General features: G+C 65.7%; 16 protein-coding genes. 3 read left to right on the forward strand and 13 right to left on the reverse strand.

Annotated elements, in window-relative coordinates:
- Window positions 1-38: 38 nt before the first annotated feature.
- Together A9973_RS21455 and A9973_RS21460 are read right to left on the reverse strand one after the other, a co-directional pair.
- Window positions 39-1,253 (reverse strand): ABC transporter substrate-binding protein, encoded by a 1,215-nt coding sequence (locus A9973_RS21455; RefSeq protein ID WP_183015703.1) that lies wholly within the window; start codon window positions 1,251-1,253, stop codon window positions 39-41.
- Between the two features lie 80 nt (window positions 1,254-1,333).
- On the reverse strand, window positions 1,334-2,128 hold the full coding sequence (locus A9973_RS21460; protein WP_183015704.1) for an SDR family NAD(P)-dependent oxidoreductase: 795 nt from the start codon (window positions 2,126-2,128) through the stop codon (window positions 1,334-1,336).
- A gap of 203 nt (window positions 2,129-2,331) precedes the next feature.
- Here A9973_RS21460 and A9973_RS21465 point away from each other — a divergent pair, with 203 nt between their 5' ends.
- A complete protein-coding gene (locus tag A9973_RS21465; RefSeq protein WP_183015705.1) occupies window positions 2,332-3,009 on the forward strand; it encodes a GntR family transcriptional regulator in 678 nt (225 codons plus the stop codon).
- Window positions 3,010-3,033: 24 nt separating this feature from the next.
- Here A9973_RS21465 and A9973_RS21470 read toward each other — a convergent pair whose 3' ends face one another.
- Window positions 3,034-3,684, reverse strand: a complete 651-nt coding sequence (locus A9973_RS21470; RefSeq protein ID WP_183015706.1) for a carbonic anhydrase — start codon at window positions 3,682-3,684, stop codon at window positions 3,034-3,036.
- Between the two features lie 375 nt (window positions 3,685-4,059).
- Window positions 4,060-4,398 carry an FxLYD domain-containing protein gene (locus A9973_RS21475; RefSeq protein ID WP_183015707.1) on the reverse strand — a complete coding sequence of 113 codons (339 nt, stop codon included), beginning with the start codon at window positions 4,396-4,398 and terminating at the stop codon, window positions 4,060-4,062.
- 395 nt (window positions 4,399-4,793) lie between these two features.
- Between A9973_RS21475 and A9973_RS21480 the strand changes: the two genes are divergently transcribed.
- Window positions 4,794-5,132: a PsiF family protein gene (locus A9973_RS21480; protein ID WP_183015708.1), complete on the forward strand. Its 339-nt coding sequence runs from the start codon at window positions 4,794-4,796 to the stop codon at window positions 5,130-5,132.
- An 89-nt stretch (window positions 5,133-5,221) separates the two neighbouring features.
- Here A9973_RS21480 and A9973_RS21485 read toward each other — a convergent pair whose 3' ends face one another.
- Genes A9973_RS21485 through A9973_RS21510 form a run of 6 tightly spaced genes read right to left on the reverse strand, consistent with a single transcriptional unit; the run spans window position 5,222 to window position 9,075 of the window.
- Complete coding sequence (locus tag A9973_RS21485) at window positions 5,222-6,262, reverse strand: cyclase family protein (protein ID WP_183015709.1); 1,041 nt, start codon at window positions 6,260-6,262, stop codon at window positions 5,222-5,224.
- Window positions 6,263-6,266: 4 nt separating this feature from the next.
- Window positions 6,267-7,046: a 3-oxoadipate enol-lactonase gene (gene pcaD, locus A9973_RS21490; protein ID WP_183015710.1), complete on the reverse strand. Its 780-nt coding sequence runs from the start codon at window positions 7,044-7,046 to the stop codon at window positions 6,267-6,269.
- A 53-nt stretch (window positions 7,047-7,099) separates the two neighbouring features.
- On the reverse strand, window positions 7,100-7,396 hold the full coding sequence (locus A9973_RS21495) for a YciI family protein (RefSeq protein ID WP_183015711.1): 297 nt from the start codon (window positions 7,394-7,396) through the stop codon (window positions 7,100-7,102).
- Window positions 7,397-7,408: 12 nt separating this feature from the next.
- Window positions 7,409-7,684 (reverse strand): muconolactone Delta-isomerase, encoded by a 276-nt coding sequence (gene catC, locus A9973_RS21500; RefSeq protein ID WP_169274136.1) that lies wholly within the window; start codon window positions 7,682-7,684, stop codon window positions 7,409-7,411.
- A gap of 60 nt (window positions 7,685-7,744) precedes the next feature.
- A complete protein-coding gene (locus A9973_RS21505) occupies window positions 7,745-8,389 on the reverse strand; it encodes a 3-oxoacid CoA-transferase subunit B (RefSeq protein WP_183015712.1) in 645 nt (214 codons plus the stop codon).
- The gene (locus tag A9973_RS21510) at window positions 8,386-9,075 is read right to left on the reverse strand and encodes a 3-oxoacid CoA-transferase subunit A (protein ID WP_183015713.1); all 690 of its coding nucleotides are present in this window, start codon (window positions 9,073-9,075) and stop codon (window positions 8,386-8,388) included. Before A9973_RS21510 ends, A9973_RS21505 begins: the two co-directional genes overlap by 4 nt.
- A gap of 193 nt (window positions 9,076-9,268) precedes the next feature.
- On the opposite strand from A9973_RS21510, the gene A9973_RS21515 reads away from it, so the two are divergent.
- Window positions 9,269-10,051: an IclR family transcriptional regulator gene (locus A9973_RS21515; protein WP_183015714.1), complete on the forward strand. Its 783-nt coding sequence runs from the start codon at window positions 9,269-9,271 to the stop codon at window positions 10,049-10,051.
- Window positions 10,052-10,104: 53 nt separating this feature from the next.
- Here the strand turns inward: A9973_RS21515 and A9973_RS21520 are convergent, their stop codons facing one another.
- From A9973_RS21520 to A9973_RS21530, 3 genes are all read right to left on the reverse strand, one after another.
- Window positions 10,105-10,833, reverse strand: coding sequence for an SDR family NAD(P)-dependent oxidoreductase (locus tag A9973_RS21520; protein WP_183015715.1), 729 nt, complete (start codon window positions 10,831-10,833; stop codon window positions 10,105-10,107).
- 35 nt (window positions 10,834-10,868) lie between these two features.
- Complete coding sequence (locus A9973_RS21525) at window positions 10,869-12,209, reverse strand: short-chain fatty acid transporter (protein WP_183015716.1); 1,341 nt, start codon at window positions 12,207-12,209, stop codon at window positions 10,869-10,871.
- A 174-nt stretch (window positions 12,210-12,383) separates the two neighbouring features.
- On the reverse strand, window positions 12,384-13,319 hold the full coding sequence (locus A9973_RS21530) for a 3-hydroxyacyl-CoA dehydrogenase family protein (RefSeq protein ID WP_183015717.1): 936 nt from the start codon (window positions 13,317-13,319) through the stop codon (window positions 12,384-12,386).
- Window positions 13,320-13,565: the final 246 nt, after the last annotated feature.

Below are 13,565 nucleotides of genomic sequence, written 5' to 3' on the forward strand. Positions count from 1 at the left end.
CGCCACGGCGCGGGCTCGGTCTGTGACAGGACGCAGGCCTACTTCTGGTATTGCCAGACGCTCTTGAACGCGCCGGGGACAAGCGTCATGCTGGTGCCGTCGAACTTGATATAGATGGCGGATTCCTGCGCGGCGCGGTCGTTCGGCCCGAACTCGATGGGGCCGGCCATGACGCCCGAGTCGAACTTCATCGTTTCCAGCGCCTGCAAGACCTTCTCGCGCGTGGGCTGCGGGCCGGCGGCCTTCAGCGCGTTCACCACCGCCATCGCGGGCGGCAGGCCATAGGGCATGTAGGTTTGCGGATGGCCCGGCTTGGCGGCCAGGTCGGGATAGGACTGCTTGTACATGTCGTACACCCAGGTCAGCTTGGGGCCGCCGGGCAGGTCGGACAGCACGTCCTGGATGTAGACGTTCTTGAAGGCGTCCTTGTTGCCCACGTTTTCGACCAGTTGCTTCAGGTCGGCGGTGCCGTTCACGGCCAGCACGATGGGCTTGGTCCAGCCCAGTTCCTGCGCCTTCTTGATGATGAGCGCCGCCGGGCGGGCGTAGGTGGTCAGCAGCAGCACGTCGGGGTTGGCCGCGCGGATCTTCAGCATGGGCGCGGTGACGTCGGTGATGTTCGGGTTCACCGATTGCACCTGCAGGCCCAGGTTGCCCAGTTGCTTGGCCTGGGCTTGCGCGGCCTCCAGGTTCCAGCCGCCGTAGGCGTCGTCGTGGTTGATGTAGCCGATCTTCTTGGCCTTCAGCTGCTCGGACGCGAACTGCACCATGGAACCGCCCACGGCGTGCTGCGAAATCGAGAAGGCGCCGTAGATGTATTTGGACGGCGGATACAGCGCGCCGTCGCCCGAGGCGTTCAGCATGACGAGCGGCACTTTCTCGCGTTCGACGTATTCGCGCGAGGCCACGACGGCGGCCGAGCACGAGCCGCCGTTCAGCAGGAACACCTTGTCCTGCTCGTTCAGCTTCTTCACGGCGGCGACGAGGTCGTTGGCGTTGCAGCGGTCGTCCTCGATGACGAGTTCGATCTGGCGGCCATGCACGCCGCCTTCCTTGTTGACCTTGGCGTACCACATCTTGGCGGCGTTCAGCACGTCGAACCCATAGGCCATGCCGCTGCCTGACAGCGGCGCGAACAGGCCGATCCTGATGGTCTTGTCCGTGATGCCCGGCTCTTGCTGCGCTTGCGCGCCTGTCGAGAAGGCCCACGCGCACAGCGCCGCGGCGGCCGCGTAGCGACTACGTTGATTCATGATTTGTCTCCCGTTCTTTTTGAATGCGCGCCTGTGTGTGCGGCGCTTTGCTGCATAGGCCGGCGAGCCGCCGGATTGCCTTACTGCATGCGGTAGCCGCCGTTCACGTCGATGACGCTGCCGGTGATGTAGCCGGCTTCCTCGGATGCCAGGAAGCGCACCGCGGCGGCCACGTCGTCCACAGTGCCGATGCGGCCCAGCGGGATCGCCTGGGCGGCAGCCGCAAGCGCGCCGCTGCTGGTGACGGTGCTGCGCAGCATGTCGGTGTCGATCAGGCCCGGCGCGATGCCGTTGACGGTGACGCCCAGGTGCGCGGACTCGCGCGCCATGGCTTTGGTCAGGCCCAGCACGGCGGACTTGGCGGCGATGTACGACGCGCTGGATCGGTAGCCGCCAAGCTGGGCGGCCACCGATGTGAAGGTGACGATGCGGCCGTGCGCCAGCGGCGCGGCTTCGCGGCGGCGCAGATAGGCGCGGCCGCACAGGAATACGCCGCGCGCGTTGACGGCGAAGCTGCGTTCCCAGATGTCCAGCGTGGTGTCTTTGATCAAGGGGCGCTCGCCGTCGGGCTGGAACAGCAGCAGTCCGGCGGCGCTGACCAGCACGGCGATCGGGCCATGCTGCGATTCGATGGCGTCGAACGCGCCTTCGACGGCGGCCTCGTCGCTGACGTCGAAGGCGTGGGCGGCATGCGGCGCGCCCAGTTCGGCGGCCACGCGGCTGGCGCGCACGGCATCCACGTCCGACACCACCACGCGGAATCCCGCGCGCGCCAGTTCCTGGCAGATCGTGGCGCCGATGCCGCCGCCGCCGCCGGTCACCAGCGCAAGACGGGAGGCCGCGCCGTGCGGGGCGGGCGTGGATACATTGGGCATGCTGTCTCCTGATTGGCGTGCCGTCTGCCGGGGGAGGCGTGGCCGCTGGTTTGAATTTTTTGCGATTATGTATACATGAAGAGTCAGCAGGTATAGGGGCTTTCCCTGAGCGTCCTTTGATTTAGGACATGGACACTAGGGAAAGTGCGGATACGTGCGATCAGCTCGGTGCCGCATGTATTCTTCATGTATACAATGCGGCCATGGACACGCTATCTCAACACGTTACCGATACGCTGCGGGACTGGGTGCTGCACGGCCAATTCAGCCCGGGCGCCCGTCTGGAAGAAATCCCGCTGGCCGAGAAATTGGGGGTGTCGCGCACGCCGGTGCGCGCGGCGCTGGCGACCTTGGGCAACGAAGGCTTGCTGGAACATCTGCCCAAGCGTGGCTACACGGTGCGCGCCTATGACATTGGCGAGATCGTGGCGGCCTATGAAGTGCGCGCCGCGCTGGAAGGGCTGGCCTGTCGGCAGGCGGCCTTGCGCGGGCTGACCAACGATGCGGTGGCGGTATTGAAGAACTGCCTGGACGAGGGCGACCGGATCCTGGCGAAAGGGGTGCTGCTGGCCGAAGACCATTTGCCGTACCAGCAGGTGAACATCACCTTGCACAACGGCATCCTGGAAGCGGCGGGCAACCCGTGGGTCAAGCGCTTCGCCACGCAGGCGCAGGCCATCCCCTATGCGTCGGACCGCATCATCCTGTGGGAAGACCACGGAATCATCCTGCGCTCGCACGATGACCATCACCGGATCGTCAACGCGATCATCGCGCGCGACGGCGCGCGCGCCGAAGACCTGATGCGCGAACACGTGTACTACGCGGGGATCATCCTGAAGAACAACTACGAGCGGCTGGCGCAGGCTTACCGGGTGTAAGCGCTACGCCTGCCGCGGCGGTGCTTAGCCGCTGATGCCGGTTTCCAGGCAGGGCTGGAATTCGCCGGTTTGCGGGTCGCGCAGGAACAGGACGCCGGTGGCTACGCCGAAGTAGGTGCCATGCAGTTCCAGGTCGCCCTTTTCCACGCGGCGGCGGATGGACGGGAATGTCATCAGGTTGTTCAGGCTGTGTTCGACCACGGCCAGTTCCAGGCGTTTGAGCTTGGTCTGGCGGTCGCCGGAGCCGGGACCCAGGCGTTCGGCCATGGGCTCGATCTGCGACATCCACTTGCCGATGAAGTCGCCCTTGGACAGGGGCTTGGCGTCGTCGAAGAACGAGCGGATGCCGCCGCAGGACGCGTGGCCCAGCACGACGATGTGCTTGACGTTCAGGCCGTTGACCGCGAACTCGATCGCGGCGCTGGTGCCGTGGTAGGACGATTCAGAGTCGGGCTCACAGGGCGGCACCAGGTTGGCGACGTTGCGGACCACGAACATTTCACCGGGTCCGGCGTCGAAGATCACTTCAGGGGACACGCGGGAATCGCAGCAGCCGATCAGCAGGATTTCCGGGTTTTGGCCCAGTTCAGCCAGCTTCTGATAGCGGCTGCTTTCCGAATGGAAACGGCCTTCCAGGAATGATTGGTAGCCTTCGGTGAGTCTTTTTGGGAACATGATCTTCACATCCTAGTAACAAGGCCAGGCCTGCTGGCACGCCGACAGACGCAATAAGGGGCTTCGTGTGGAAGCCCCTGTTATCGAGTCGGCAAGCCGGATTTTCCCATATTTGGACCGACAGGCACCTGTCTAAACCCTGACTACAGAAGGGTTTTTTTGCTGCCCGCGAGGACAAACCCCGCGCGTAGCGTGGGGGCCCCCCCGCCGCCGGGCCGCCCCAAGGCGGGGGAAGCCCCCTCGGGGGGCAGAGAGCGCGCGCAGCGTGCGAAGCGTGGGGGCCCCCCGCCGCCGGGCCGCCCCAAGGCGGGGGAAGCCCCCTCGGGGGGCAGAGAGCGCGCGCAGCGTGCGAAGCGTGGGGGCCAATACCCTCTTCTATTGCGCGCGGACGTCCAGCACCGTGACCCGGGTGAATTGCAGCGGCGTGATCGCTTTCACCAGCCGGATCTGGCCTGGGGCCATGGGGCCGATGACGTCGTCGTTGACCCGGCCGACCTCGCGGCCCTGCGCGTCATACAGCACGAAGGTCAGCACGGCGCTGGAAATGGGCCGGCCCGACTGGTTGGCGAGCGATCCCGTGATGGTGGACACATTCATGTTCGTGTCGCGCACCGCCTGCACGTTGCCCAGGGTGACGCCGTAAGCCATGCTTTGGGCGCCGGCGGCGCAGGACAGGCCGGCAAGCAGGACAGCAGAGGCAAGGGCGAGTTTCATGGAAGTCTCCTGGGGCACGGGCGCCGGGGCGCTTGCATGTCCGCGCCGCCGTCTTCGCCGTCCGCAACGGGCGCGGACAGCTGTATCTCACACCTTTCCGCAGCCGGGCACAACGGGTCAAAAGGATGAATGGGTAACAGGTTGCGCGGCTTGTTCCCAGATTCGACGGGGGATGGCACAAATGCATCGGAATGTCTCGAGCTTGAGGATTTCGGCTGTCGGAAAGCTGAACGGCGGACGCCGGATTCCCTGGCTTTTCTTAACCTTTCCGCGCTTGCGAAGCCCGGCGGATTGTTCGATGATGGCCGTGCCGGCACGTGGCCGGCGGATCGTGCCGCCCGCCGCCATGCGCGACCCTGCGCCAGGCGGGCGCTTAACGCTCAAGGGAGAAACTCATGCTTTCCCGTACTAGCCAGCTGGCCTCGGCCATCGTGTTGTCCGCATGCTTTTTCGGGGCGTATGCGCAGACCCCTGCCGCGCCTGCCGCCGCGCCCGCCAAGACACCCACGCCACAGCAGCAGCGCATGGCGGACTGCAACAAGTCGGCGACCGGCAAGACGGGCGACGACCGCAAGACCTACATGAGCAGTTGCCTGAAAGGCGAGGCCCCGGCGCCCGCCAAGCAACTGACGCCGCAGCAGCAGAAGATGAAGGACTGCAACGCCACGGCCGGCGAGCAGAAGCTGACGGGCGACAAGCGCAAGACCTTCATGAGCACGTGCTTGAAGGGCTGATCTGCGAGCGTTGCCGCCGCGAAAAAAAAGCGCCAGACATTGCGTCTGGCGCTTTTTTCTTGGGGCGTTCGCCGCTCGCTTTTTTTGCCTTAGGCCGTGGCGATCGGCGTGACCGGCGAACCGATTGCGTGCGGCAGGCGCAGCGGCGGCGCCGTCAGCATGAAGTGGTGGCGGCCGTTGGCGTGCAGGAAGTCCGCCAGGTCTTTCAGGTACCACAGCTCGGCCAGCGGCAAGCCCAGCTTGAACAGGCAGTGGTGGTGCAGCGGCAGCATGGCGCGCGGGCCCGTCTTTTCCCTGGCCGGGTAAGCCTCGACCGCATAGTTGTCCGCGCAGATGGCGGCGATGCCGCTGTCCGTGATCCATTGCAGGAGCGCGGCATCGGTGCCGTCCAGCGCGGCGCCGTAGGTGTGCAGCACCTCGGGGTCGGGCGTGCCGTTCATGGCGACGACGGCTTCGGCGTAACCGGTGCGCAGCACCAGCATGTCGCCGGACTCGATCGTGATGCCGTCCGTCTGCAGCACGTGCATCAGTTCCGCGTAGCCGATCAGCGTGCGGCCGGGGCCGTAGTGGCGGAACAGGTCCACCAGCACGCCGCGCCCTTGCATGCCTTTCTGCGCCAGGTTTTCCACGCCCAGCTTCAGCGCGGCCGACGGGCCGCCGCTGTTGCAGCCGCAGCCGGTGTGATCGCCGTCGGCCGGGCCGATGACATCGACGCCGGCCTGGAAGCCGTTGTAGTAGCGCAGTTCAGGCTTGCCGTCGCCGTCGGCGTCGAACAGCGCGCCCACGTGCGCCAGCGCGTCCCACTGGGTGGAGTACTGCATGGACAGCAGCACCTGGTCGTCGCTCAGCACGTCCACCGCATCCGGGTTGACGTTGCGTAGCGGGAAGTTCAGGTAGGGCGTGTCTGCAAGCTTGGTGGGGCTTAACTGCGGCGGATGGCGGCGCGGGTTGAGCACGTTGCCGCCCGGCAGGTCCAGCGGCAGCGACAGGCAGAACGTCTTGCCGGCGCGGATTTCGCGCGCGCCCTTCAAGACTTGCGCTTCGGTGATGAGGTTCAGGCGGCCAAGTTGGTCGTCGGGTCCGAAGTCGCCCCAGTTGGAGCCTTCGGGCCGGTGTTTCCAGCGCTGCATGCGATTACTCCGTCAGGAAGTCGACGACCGCGCGGGTGAAGGCTTCCGGTTGCTCCCAGTTCGAAATGTGGGAGGTGTTCAGTTCGGCGTAGCGGGCGCCCGGGATCGCGGCGGCAAGCTCCTTGCCTTGGGCGGGCGTGGCGGCCAGGTCGTGCGTGCTGCTGATGACGAGCGTGGGCGCGGTGATGGCGGACACCTGCGGGCGGTAGTCGGCGTCACGCAGGGCCGCGCAGTTGGCCGAGTAGCCGGCGTCTGGCGTGCGGCGCAGCATGTCGATCAGCACTTGGGTCAGGCCCGGTTCAGCGGCGCGGTAGCCGTCGGTCAACCAGCGCTCGACCAGCGTGGGCGCCATTTTTTCCAGCGTCTGGTCGGCCACGGCGGCGATGCGGGTGCTCCAGCCGTCGGCGGAACCGATGCGCGCGGCCGTGTTGCACAAGATCAGCTTGGCGACAAGCTGAGGGTGCGCCAGCGCCAGCGCGATGCCGGTGGGGCCGCCCATCGACAGGCCGCAGAAGTGGGCCTGCTTGATGTTCAGGTGCGCCAGCAGTTCGGCGACGTCTCCCGCCAGTTGCGCGAAAGTGTATTCGCCGTCGGGGATCGAGGACTTGCCGTGGCCGCGGGTGTCGTAGCGCAGCACGCGGAAGTGCTTGGCCAGTTCGGGGATCTGGCGGGCCCACATGTCGGAGCAGGTGCCCAGCGAATTGGAGAGCACGAGCACCGGCGCGTCGGCCGGCCCATCGATGACGTAGAACAGCCGTGCCTGGCTGAGTTCGGCGTAAGCCATGTGGGATTACCTCGGATGAAACCGCGGCCGCGTGAAGGGCGGCCGCTTAGGGATTACAGATGGCAGGTGCCGTCGACGTAGGCTTTGCGCCAGCGCGTGATGGTCACGCGGTCGAAGAGGTCGGCCTGCGAAAACGGGTCGGCGTCGATGAATTGCTGCGCGGCGTCGCGCGTGTCCAGGTCGACGATGTACAGGCCGCCGCCGGCGTCCTTGCCGTCGTCCTGCAGCTTGGCGCCGCAGGCCAGCAGCAGCTGCTTGTTGGCGTCCAGGTACTCCAGGTGCGCCGCGCGGTGCTGTTGGCGGACGGCCTGGTGGTCGGGCTTGTCGAACGTTTCGATGATGTAGGGCATGGAATGCTCCTGTCAGATCGCCGAGGGATGGCGCGCCAGCGCCGTGACGTTGATGTCCATGTACGGGAACAGCGGCAGGGACGCCAGCAGCGTGTGCAATTCGTCGTTGCTTTCCACGTCGAAGATGCTGACGTTGGCGTAGCGGCCGACCACGCGCCACAATTCCTTCCACTTGCCGTCGCGTTGCAGTTGCTGCGCCAGCGCCTTTTCGTCGGCCTTGAGCTTATCGGCGCGGTCGGCGGGCATGTCGACGGGAAGATTGACCTGCATTTGAACCATGAACAACATGATGGACTCTCCAGAGAGGCGGCCCCGGCCAGTGCCGGGGCGGCGCATCGTCAAAAAAACTCAAGCGGAAAACTTCAGCGGCAGGCCGGTCAGGGTCAGCAGCGCGTCGGCGGTGACGTCGCCGAACATGTCGATGACGGTCACGCCGTCGGCGCGGATGTCGAACACCGCCACGTCCGTGTACACGCGCGACACGCAGCGCACGCCGGTCAGCGGGTAGGTGCAGGCTTCGACCAGCTTGCTCTGGCCTTCGCGGGTCTGCAGTTCCATCATCACGAAGACGTCCTTGGCGCCGATGGCCAGGTCCATCGCGCCGCCCACGGCGGGGATGGCGTCGGGCGCACCGGTGTGCCAGTTGGCCAGGTCGCCGTGCTGCGATACCTGGAAGGCGCCCAGCACGCAGATGTCCAGGTGGCCGCCGCGCATCATGGCGAACGAGTCGGCGTGGTGGAAGAACGAGCAGCCGGGCAGTTCGGTGACGGGCTGCTTGCCGGCGTTGATCAGGTCGTAGTCCTCTTCGCCCTTGGCGGGCGCGGGGCCCATGCCGAGCATGCCGTTTTCGGTATGCAGGATGACTTCGCGGTCGGCCGGCAGGTGGTTGGCGACGAGCGTGGGCAGGCCGATGCCCAGGTTGACGTAGGCGCCTTCAGGGATGTCCTGCGCGACGCGGGCGGCGATCTGGTCGCGGGTCAGTTTGGTGCTCATTGCTGCTCCTTGGCGGCCGGGGTAGCGTCGATCTGCACGACGCGCTGCACGAAGATGCCGGGGGTGACGACGGTTTCGGGGTCCAGCGTGCCCAGCTCGACCACTTCGCGCACTTGCGCCACGGCCACGCGCGCGGCGCTGGCCATAATGGGGCCGAAGTTGCGGGCGGTCTTGCGGTAGACGAGGTTGCCCCAGCGGTCGCCGCGTTCGGCCTTGATCAGCGCGTAGTCGGCGTGCAGGGGATATTCCAGCACGTAGTGGCGGCCGTTGATTTCGCGGACTTCCTTGCCGTCGGCCAGCGGCGTGCCGTAGCCGGTGGGCGAGAAGAACGCGCCGATGCCGGCGCCGGCGGCGCGGATGCGCTCGGCCAGGTTGCCCTGGGGCACCAGTTCCAGTTCGAGCTTGCCGCTGCGGTACAGGCCGTCGAAGATCTGCGAGTCCACCTGGCGGGGGAACGAGCAGATGATCTTGCGCACGCGGTTGGCGGCCAGCAGGGCGGCTAGGCCCGTGGTGCCGTTGCCGGCGTTGTTGTTGATGATGACGAGGTCTTTCGCGCCCTGTTCGAGCAGGGCGTCGATCAATTCCATGGGCTGGCCGGCGGTGCCGAAGCCGCCGATCATGACGGTGGCGCCGTCGGGTACGTCCGCCAGGGCGGCCGCCGCGCTTGCAACAAGCTTAGAGATCATGATGTTCGCTCATAGGTGGCGTGTCATAATTTGTTCTTCATTAGAACTTTCGTTCTTCTGAAGAACATCGTTTCATGGGGACCGCATAGCGTCAAGGCAAGCCGACGCCGCGCGATCTCCAATGTTTTGCGTTGCCTTCGCGGGCAACGGACGGCTCGCCAGCGGCGAGTTTTTTTCTCGTGAGACCAGACGGATGGCGGAGCAAGACACCCAGCAACCCAGCGACAGTTACGTGCAATCTTTCGCACGCGGCCTGTCGGTGATCCGGGCTTTCGGCCCGGACCGTTCGCAGATGACGCTGTCCGAAGTGGCCGCCGTCACGGGGCTGACCCGCGCCGGCGCGCGCCGCATCCTGCTGACGCTCGAACACCTGGGCTACGTCACGGTTGAAGACCGCAAATTCGCGCTGACGCCGCGCATCCTGGAGCTGGGCTACGCCTACCTGTCGGGCACGCCGCTGTGGAATCTGGCGCTGCCCTACATGGAAGAAGTGGCCGAGCTCACGCGCGAGTCCTGCTCCGTGTCGGTGCTGGAAGGCGCGGACATCGTCTACATCCTGCGCCTGTCCACGCACAAGGTCATGACCATCAACCTGGCCGTGGGCAGCCGCCTGCCGGCCTGGGTGACGTCGATGGGCCGCGTGCTGCTGGCCGGCCTGCCGGAGGCGGAGCTGGACCGGGTGCTGGCCATGAGCCAGATCCAGGCCTACACCGCCGACACGGTGACCGGCATCGCCGAACTCAAGCGCGTGCTGGCCGGCGTGCGCGCCGACGGCTACGCCTGCGTGGCGCAGGAACTTGAACCCGGCTTGCAGTCCGTCGCGGTGCCCATCATCGACCGCAGCGGCCGGGTGATCGCCGCGATGAACGTCAGCGGGCATTCCAACCGCTTCTCGCGCGAGGCCATGCTGGAAGCCTTCCTGCCGCCCTTGCGCCACGCCGCCGGCCAGATCAACCACGCGCTGCTGCGCCGCTAGGCGAACCCGGCGGCAGGGCGGAAGGCGGGGCTGGTCGTGCATGGCGGCCGGGCTCAGATCGGGGCCACGCCCAGCGTCGTACCGCCGCAGACATACAGCATCTGGCCGGTCACGAAACCATTGTCGGGCGACAGGAAGAACATGGCGGCGCGCGCCACGTCTTCCGGCGTGCCCAGGCGCTTGACGACGATGCTGTTGATGATGCGTTCGGTCTGCGGGGCGCCAGCCGGGTTGCTCTTCGTGAAGAGGTCCGTGGCGATGGGGCCGGGGCCGATGGCGTTGACGGTGATGCCGTCGCCGCCCAGTTCCATGGCCAGCGTGCGTGTCAGGCCGACCAGGCCGGCCTTGGTGGCCGAATAGACCACGCGATCCGGCTTGCCCAGCGCCGCGCGCGACGACATGTTCACGATGCGGCCGAAGCCGGCTTGGCGCATGGCGGGCAGTGCGGCCTGCACCAGGATCAGCGCGGTGCGCAGATGCAGGTTCACCACATAGTCCAGATCCGCCAGCGTGGCCGTGTCGGCCGTGCCGGGGCGGGTCGCGCCCGCATTGTTCACCAGGCCCACGATGTTGTAGGCGGCGGTGACTTCCTGCGCGACTTCCTTGGTGCGCGCTTCATCGGTCAGGTCGGCCTGATACGAGACCAGCCCCGCCGGCGGATGCTCGGGCAGGCGGTAGTCGATGTTGACCACTTTGTGGCCCGCTTCCAGCAGCATGCGGATGATGGCGGCGCCAATCCCGGCGCTGCCGCCGGTGACGAGATACGCAGTCGGTTTGCTCATATCAGTTCCTGTCTGTTCGATGAAAGCGCGGTGGATCAGTGCGTGGCGTAGCCCCAGGCCAGCACGGCGGTGATGTGGATCACGCCCACCCACAGCATCATGATGACGGTGTAGCCCATCACGTCGCGCAGCTTCAGCTTGGACAAGGCCAGCGCCGGCAGGATCCAGAAGGGTTGCACCAGATCGTTCCAGGCGTTGCCCAGCATGACGGCCATCGTCGTCTGGTTCATGGCGCTGCCGATTTCCTTGGCGGCGTCGATCATGAACGGACCCTGGATGACCCAGTGGCCGCCGGCGGACGGGGCGAAGAAGTTGATGAAGAACGAGCTGATCAGGCCCCAGAACGGCAGCGTGGCGGGCGTGGCGAAGTCGACGAACACTTGCGAGATCGACGTCACCAGACCGGAGGCGGCCATGATGGCCATGATGCCGGCGTAGAACGGGTATTGCAGGATGATGCCCGAGATCGTCTTGATGCCTTCGGTCAGCTTGGCCACGTAGGCGGCCGGCGTGCCCAGCAGAATGATGCCCAGGAACAGGATGATGAAGTTGATCAGGTTCAGGTCCAGCGAGCCGCCGTCCATGAAGTGGAACGTGACGTAGGCGATGCCCAGCGCGCCGATCAGCATGGAGAGGATGCGGCTGTTGTTCAGCTTCGAGGCAATGGTGCCCTTTTCCAGCATGTCTTCGGTGGCGTTGGAAGCGTTGGCGTCGCGGTCGATGCCCGGGTCCACTTCAACGATCTTCTCGCCCTTCTTCGGGTGCAGCCAGGCGTTGAGCAGCGGCAGCGTGATGATGATGACCAGGCTGGTGATCAGCATGGGCACCGAGAAGATGGTTTCCGACAGCGGGATGGTGCCCATCTGCTTGGCGGTGGGGTGGCCGGGGGTGGCGACCAGCACCGGGATGCTGGCGGACAGGCCCAGGCCGTACATCGTGAAGCCGCTATAGGCCGCGGCGATGATCAGCGGGTAGTGCACGCCCTTGACCTTCAGCGCCAGCTTCTTGGCGACGATGCCGCCGATGACGAGCCCGAAGCCCCAGTTCAGGTAGCTGCCCACGCCGCCGACCAGCGTCGCGACGATGATGGCGGTGTGCGGGCGGTGCACATGGCTGACGATGCGGTTGAGCAGGCGGTCGGTCAGCGGCGCGGTGGCCAGCACGTAGCCCATGGCCAGAATCACGGCCATCTGCGTCGTGAAGGCCAAGAGGCTCCAGAAGCCCTTGCCCCAGGCGCGGGTGACGTCGCCGATGCTCTGGCCCTCGATGCCCATGGCGAGCAGAACGGTCAGCAGGGTCAGCGCGATCGCGAAGACGAAAGGATCGGGCAGATACTTGCGCATCAGCTCGGTAAAGAATGAAGCGAGTTTATTCATGGTGCCTCCAACAACTCCGTAGGCGGGTTCTCTTGTGTCTTGCCTTGCCCGCCACCGGGTGGCGGCGCGGGCGGGTGCGACGTCTGTTTTCTTTGTGTGGTTGGGCTCGTGGCCCGTTGGCGCGGTTGGCCGTGGCCCCCGCGCCTTATTTGTCTTGAATTCGTTGTGGCGCCGTCAGGCGTCGCCGGCCTTGCTGTTCAGCCACGCGGCCAGCTCGCCCAGCGTGGCGCTTTTCTCGCGCAGCACGCGTTCGCGGCGTTCGGGGCTCCAGGTGTAGAAGCCCTGGCCGCTCTTGGCGCCGATCTGCCCGCTTTCGACCTTGCTTTTGAGCAGCTCGGATGGTTCGGTGCGGTTTTCCAGGTCTTTGTAGAGATAGCTGGCGATCGCGTAGTGCACGTCGATGCCGTTCATGTCGCGCTGTTCCAGCGGGCCGGACAAGGCCAGGCGGATACCGAGGCTCCACTTGACCACTTCGTCGATGTCTTCGGCGCTGGCCACGCCCTTTTCCAACAGCGAGATCGCTTCGCGGGCCAGCGCATGCTGGATGCGGTTGGCGATGAAGCCGGGGATGTCCTGGCGCACCAGCACGGGCCGTTTGCCGGCGAAGCGCAGCGTGGCCATGACCTGGGCGACGGTGGCTTCCGAGGTGTCGTCGTTGCGCACGACTTCGACCAGCGGAATGACGTCGGCCGGGGTGAAGAAGTGGGTGCCCACGAAGCGGTCGCGGCGCGTGACCGCGCTGGCGATGGCGTTGATGGACAGGCCCGAGGTATTGGTGGCGAAGAGCGTGTGCGCGGGGCACACGGCGTCAAGCTTGGCGAAGATGCCGCGCTTGAGTTCCAGGTTTTCCGGCACGGCTTCGATGACGAGGTCGCAGCTTGCGGCGGCGTCCAGGCCGGGGTCGAAGCGGATGCGCTGGATGGCTGCCGCCACGCCGTCTGGGGCGTAGACGTTCAATTGCCGTTCGATGGTCTTCAAGGCGCGATCAAGGGCGCCTTCCATCGGGTCGATCAGGACGATGTCGAGTCCCTTCGAGGCGAATAGCGCGGCGATGCCGCTGCCCATGGCGCCTGCGCCGATGACGGCGAGATTCTTGAGGGGAGTATCCATGATGGTTCGCTCGATGCTTGCTGGCAGGCCGCGGCGGCGCAGGCGGGCTCGAGGGGGAACCAGGGTGATCTCTGTCTCTTCCTCGGGTGCCTTTCTGTGCGCATGGGCCAGAAAAATCGTTTGTTCTATATACGAACATTTGTGCGTATATAGAATTTCTGAGAAAGATAGTACTAAAAGTCATCGGGGGTGGACAAATGGGGTTTTTTTGGCGTTCATCTGGTGGACGTCTGGGGCGACAGAGGA

Source organism: Achromobacter sp. UMC46 (assembly GCF_014170335.1).
In the GTDB taxonomy this organism is placed as follows: Bacteria; Pseudomonadota; Gammaproteobacteria; order Burkholderiales; family Burkholderiaceae_B; genus Achromobacter.

Coding starts and splice junctions, on each gene's coding strand:
- A9973_RS21515 (WP_183015714.1), top strand. CDS start 9,269: ATGGCGGAGCAAGACACCCAGCAACCCAGCGACAGTTACGTGCAATCT.
- A9973_RS21520 (WP_183015715.1), bottom strand. CDS start 10,833: ATGAGCAAACCGACTGCGTATCTCGTCACCGGCGGCAGCGCCGGGATT.
- A9973_RS21460 (WP_183015704.1), bottom strand. CDS start 2,128: ATGCCCAATGTATCCACGCCCGCCCCGCACGGCGCGGCCTCCCGTCTT.
- A9973_RS21480 (WP_183015708.1), top strand. CDS start 4,794: ATGCTTTCCCGTACTAGCCAGCTGGCCTCGGCCATCGTGTTGTCCGCA.
- A9973_RS21530 (WP_183015717.1), bottom strand. CDS start 13,319: ATGGATACTCCCCTCAAGAATCTCGCCGTCATCGGCGCAGGCGCCATG.
- A9973_RS21510 (WP_183015713.1), bottom strand. CDS start 9,075: ATGATCTCTAAGCTTGTTGCAAGCGCGGCGGCCGCCCTGGCGGACGTA.
- catC (WP_169274136.1), bottom strand. CDS start 7,684: ATGTTGTTCATGGTTCAAATGCAGGTCAATCTTCCCGTCGACATGCCC.
- A9973_RS21505 (WP_183015712.1), bottom strand. CDS start 8,389: ATGAGCACCAAACTGACCCGCGACCAGATCGCCGCCCGCGTCGCGCAG.
- A9973_RS21465 (WP_183015705.1), top strand. CDS start 2,332: ATGGACACGCTATCTCAACACGTTACCGATACGCTGCGGGACTGGGTG.
- A9973_RS21475 (WP_183015707.1), bottom strand. CDS start 4,398: ATGAAACTCGCCCTTGCCTCTGCTGTCCTGCTTGCCGGCCTGTCCTGC.
- A9973_RS21455 (WP_183015703.1), bottom strand. CDS start 1,253: ATGAATCAACGTAGTCGCTACGCGGCCGCCGCGGCGCTGTGCGCGTGG.
- A9973_RS21495 (WP_183015711.1), bottom strand. CDS start 7,396: ATGCCCTACATCATCGAAACGTTCGACAAGCCCGACCACCAGGCCGTC.
- A9973_RS21485 (WP_183015709.1), bottom strand. CDS start 6,262: ATGCAGCGCTGGAAACACCGGCCCGAAGGCTCCAACTGGGGCGACTTC.
- A9973_RS21470 (WP_183015706.1), bottom strand. CDS start 3,684: ATGTTCCCAAAAAGACTCACCGAAGGCTACCAATCATTCCTGGAAGGC.
- pcaD (WP_183015710.1), bottom strand. CDS start 7,046: ATGGCTTACGCCGAACTCAGCCAGGCACGGCTGTTCTACGTCATCGAT.
- A9973_RS21525 (WP_183015716.1), bottom strand. CDS start 12,209: ATGAATAAACTCGCTTCATTCTTTACCGAGCTGATGCGCAAGTATCTG.